6 protein-coding genes and 1 pseudogene are annotated in these 2,849 nt (G+C 69.4%); 2 read left to right on the top strand and 5 right to left on the bottom strand.

Annotated elements, in window-relative coordinates; translation table 11 throughout:
- Together GRX66_RS18020 and GRX66_RS18015 are read left to right on the top strand one after the other, a co-directional pair.
- Nucleotides 1-514 (top strand): annotated as a pseudogene (locus GRX66_RS18020) (hypothetical protein); the annotation flags it as partial.
- Nucleotides 515-537: 23 nt separating this feature from the next.
- Complete coding sequence (locus GRX66_RS18015) at nt 538-870, top strand: DUF7410 domain-containing protein (protein ID WP_233745660.1); 333 nt, start codon at nt 538-540, stop codon at nt 868-870.
- Nucleotides 871-957: 87 nt separating this feature from the next.
- Here the strand turns inward: GRX66_RS18015 and GRX66_RS18010 are convergent, their stop codons facing one another.
- The 5 genes from GRX66_RS18010 to GRX66_RS17990 all read right to left on the bottom strand — a co-directional run.
- Complete coding sequence (locus tag GRX66_RS18010; protein WP_159527726.1) at nt 958-1,158, bottom strand: hypothetical protein; 201 nt, start codon at nt 1,156-1,158, stop codon at nt 958-960.
- Between the two features lie 85 nt (nt 1,159-1,243).
- Entirely contained in the window at nt 1,244-1,459 is a 216-nt protein-coding gene (locus tag GRX66_RS18005) for a hypothetical protein (protein WP_159527725.1), read from the bottom strand.
- Nucleotides 1,456-1,728: a DUF7577 domain-containing protein gene (locus GRX66_RS18000; protein WP_159527724.1), complete on the bottom strand. Its 273-nt coding sequence runs from the start codon at nt 1,726-1,728 to the stop codon at nt 1,456-1,458. The genes GRX66_RS18005 and GRX66_RS18000 overlap by 4 nt, the downstream gene beginning before the upstream one ends.
- A gap of 91 nt (nt 1,729-1,819) precedes the next feature.
- Nucleotides 1,820-2,080 (bottom strand): cytochrome C oxidase subunit IV family protein, encoded by a 261-nt coding sequence (locus tag GRX66_RS17995; RefSeq protein ID WP_159527723.1) that lies wholly within the window; start codon nt 2,078-2,080, stop codon nt 1,820-1,822.
- 4 nt (nt 2,081-2,084) lie between these two features.
- The coding region (locus GRX66_RS17990; protein ID WP_201293088.1) for a cytochrome c oxidase subunit 3 at nt 2,085-2,849 on the bottom strand (765 nt) is incomplete at its 5' end.

Genomic DNA, 2,849 nt, shown 5'->3' with positions numbered 1-2,849 from the left:
TCCGGCCCCCGACACCGTCGTCGGCCGCGTCGCCGTGTCGGCGTTCTACCTCGTCGCGCTCCTCGTCGGGTTCGGCGTCTTCCTGGGCATCTACCGCGTCGCCGCCGAGCGCTCCCGGAAGCGCGTGCAGAGCTTCCTCGCGCCGTCCGTCATCGAGCGGTGGTTCGCCCCAGCGCTGCTCCCCATCGCGGCCGGCTACCACGTCGCGCACTTCCTCGGGTACTTCCTCACGCTCTCCCCCGCCCTGGCCGCCGTGCTCGCACACCCCCTGGGTGGGGTCGGCGCCGTCCAGGTCGCGGTGCTGCCGTCGTGGTTCGGCACGCTCCAGTTGGCGTTCGTCGTTGGCGGCCACCTTCTCGCGGTCTGGATCGCCCACGCGCTCGCCATGGACGTCTTCCCCGGGGTCCTGCGCCCGATTCGGAGCCAGTACCCGTTCGTCGTCGTGATGATGGTGTACACGATGACCAGCGCGTGGGTCGTCGGCCAACCCACGGTCACCCCCGCTTTCTTGTGAGCGCACCCCCGAGTACCACGCGGATGCAGTCCACCGCGGGCCCCGGCCGCCACGATGCGCGCGACGCGGACCCGACCACCGCCCTGGAGACGTTGGTCCGCGACGACGAGACGGCGGCGGTGGTCTGCCCGCACTGCGGCCGACCGTTCGCCGAGGCCGCGGCCCGCGACCTCCACGTCGGCGAAACCCACGCCGACGACTGTTCGGTCGCGGAGCGCGAGGCATACGAGGCAGCCCACGAGGCCGAACGCGACGACCTCTTCTACTTCCACATCAAGGTGGTCGCGGCGCTCGGCGTGCTCTACGCGGTCACCGTGTTACTGTACATGCTCGCGCTCGGCAGCAACCTCATCTAGGCGGCGCTTCGGCGTGCAGCCGACGATTTCGACCGCCTGCCGCCGCGCAGTGGATTCGGCGACTCGTCTCGGCTCACCGTCGCCGCCTCAGTGCTCGCTGGCGGCATCGGCCGGCGGCTCGGCCCGGGCGATGGCGGCGGTGATGCCGCCGACCGCGAGCAGCGCGACGGCGCCGCCGACGGGGAGGAGGAACTCGACGCCGTGGAAGTACTCCGCGGAGAGCATCCCGGCGACGCCCGCGACCAGCGCCACGAGGAGGCCGACGTAGACGGCTCCCGATTGGGTCATGGTACCACGCTACTCGGCCCCCCGGCTTAAAAGTATGCGGCGCTCACCCCCGGTCGCCTGCCGGTCGTCTGTTGGGACTCTGGCCCTACTCGAGGTCCGGCGCGCCGTCCTCTGGCTGGTTCACGCTCGTCACGCCGAACAGCAGGCCCGCGACCGCTGCGGCGAACCCGACCGCCGCGCCGACCACCAGCGGGTCCGCGAGACCGGCGCCGCTCATTCGCGCCGTCGCGAGGCCGACGCCGGCGCCCACCGGGAGGCCGAACACCAGCGCCCAAACCACGCGCTCTCGCGTGGACGTCACTGGCGCTCCCTCCGGGGTGGCAGTCGCTTCGCGCAGTTCCCGCAGTAGTCGTACTCGGCAGTGACGTGCGTCCCGCAGTTCGGGCACGCCGACCCGTGGCTCCAGCCCTCGGGCCGAGCGGACTCCGTGCCGTAGGTCACGTAGCCGCGTCCCGGGGGCGGCAGGTCTTCGTCCGGGTCGAGTTCGACGTACCTGGAGAGGTACGCCACTAGGGGCACCTGTGCGAGCGGGATGCCGACCAGCGCCGCGAACGCGAAGACGTCGAGCATGAGTCCTGGGTTCGGGCCGTCTGTCGAGGCTGGGCTCGGTCCGTGGGATGGTTCCGGGTCTGGGCTGTCGAGTGGTCGTGTATCCGGCGGGTCACGTGATGGAGTACGTCGAGGCGACTGTCAGTGCGACGACGGCGAGCAAGCCGATGCCCATGAGGTACGTCAGCGAGCGCGGCTCCCACCGCAGGTGCTGGTAGTAGCCCGCGACGATGGCGGCTTTCACGAACGACAGCACCATGATGATCGCCAGCGCCGCGGTGTACTCGAGGCCGGCCTGCTCGACGAGCACCTGGACTGTCGCCGAGACGAACAGCACCACGTAGATCGCCGTGTAGAGTTTGAGTCGTGTCATTGTCCTAGAGGATGTAGAACAGCGGGAACAGGAACAGCCACACGATGTCGACGAAGTGCCAGTAGAGCCCGAACAGCTCCACCGACGAGTTGTCGTCGAGGTACGCCCCGTTCCACGCCCGCGGAATCATGTACGCGACCATGATGAGGCCGATGATCACGTGGGCGGCGTGCAGTCCCGTGGTCAGGAAGAACGTCGACGCGCGGACGTTCGTCGACAGCCACAGGCCCTCGTGGAACAGGTGCTGCCACTCGATTGCCTTGTTCCCGAGGAACCCGAGACCGAGGACGAGCGTCGTCGCGAGACTGGCGATGACCCCCCAGCGGCTCTTCCGCTCGGCGGCCTCCAGGGCCAGCACCACGGCGAAACTGCTGGTCAACAGCAGGTACGTGTTGATGAGCCCGGGCATGATGTTCTCCGGAATCGGCTCCCAGCCGGTCCAGCCGACCGAGTACCGCATGAACACGTACGCGCCGATGAACGCGCCGAACAGCACCACGTCGGAGGCGAGGAAGATCCACACCCCCGTCTTGGTGTTGTCCACGCCGTCGAACGGCCAGCTCTCCCCGAACGGCCCGCGCGGCCCCGTGAAGCGCTCGCTGGCCATTCCGACGAACGCGCCGAGCGTCCCGACCAGGCCGACGACGGTCGACGCCGCGTACACCGTGCCCATGGTCCCGTCCGCGAACTCGCCGCTCTGGAACCCCGACAGCCCGAAGAACACGAGCAGCACGGCCCCGCTCACGATGACCGGCCACCAGCTGGCGTG

The sequence above is a fragment of the Halobacterium bonnevillei genome (assembly GCF_009831555.1).
Lineage (GTDB): Archaea > Halobacteriota > Halobacteria > Halobacteriales > Halobacteriaceae > Halobacterium > Halobacterium bonnevillei.
This window is presented reverse-complemented; position numbering and strand designations above follow the sequence as displayed.

Coding starts and splice junctions, on each gene's coding strand:
- GRX66_RS18000 (WP_159527724.1), bottom strand. CDS start 1,728: ATGCTCGACGTCTTCGCGTTCGCGGCGCTGGTCGGCATCCCGCTCGCA.
- GRX66_RS17995 (WP_159527723.1), bottom strand. CDS start 2,080: ATGACACGACTCAAACTCTACACGGCGATCTACGTGGTGCTGTTCGTC.
- GRX66_RS18015 (WP_233745660.1), top strand. CDS start 538: ATGCAGTCCACCGCGGGCCCCGGCCGCCACGATGCGCGCGACGCGGAC.
- GRX66_RS18010 (WP_159527726.1), bottom strand. CDS start 1,158: ATGACCCAATCGGGAGCCGTCTACGTCGGCCTCCTCGTGGCGCTGGTC.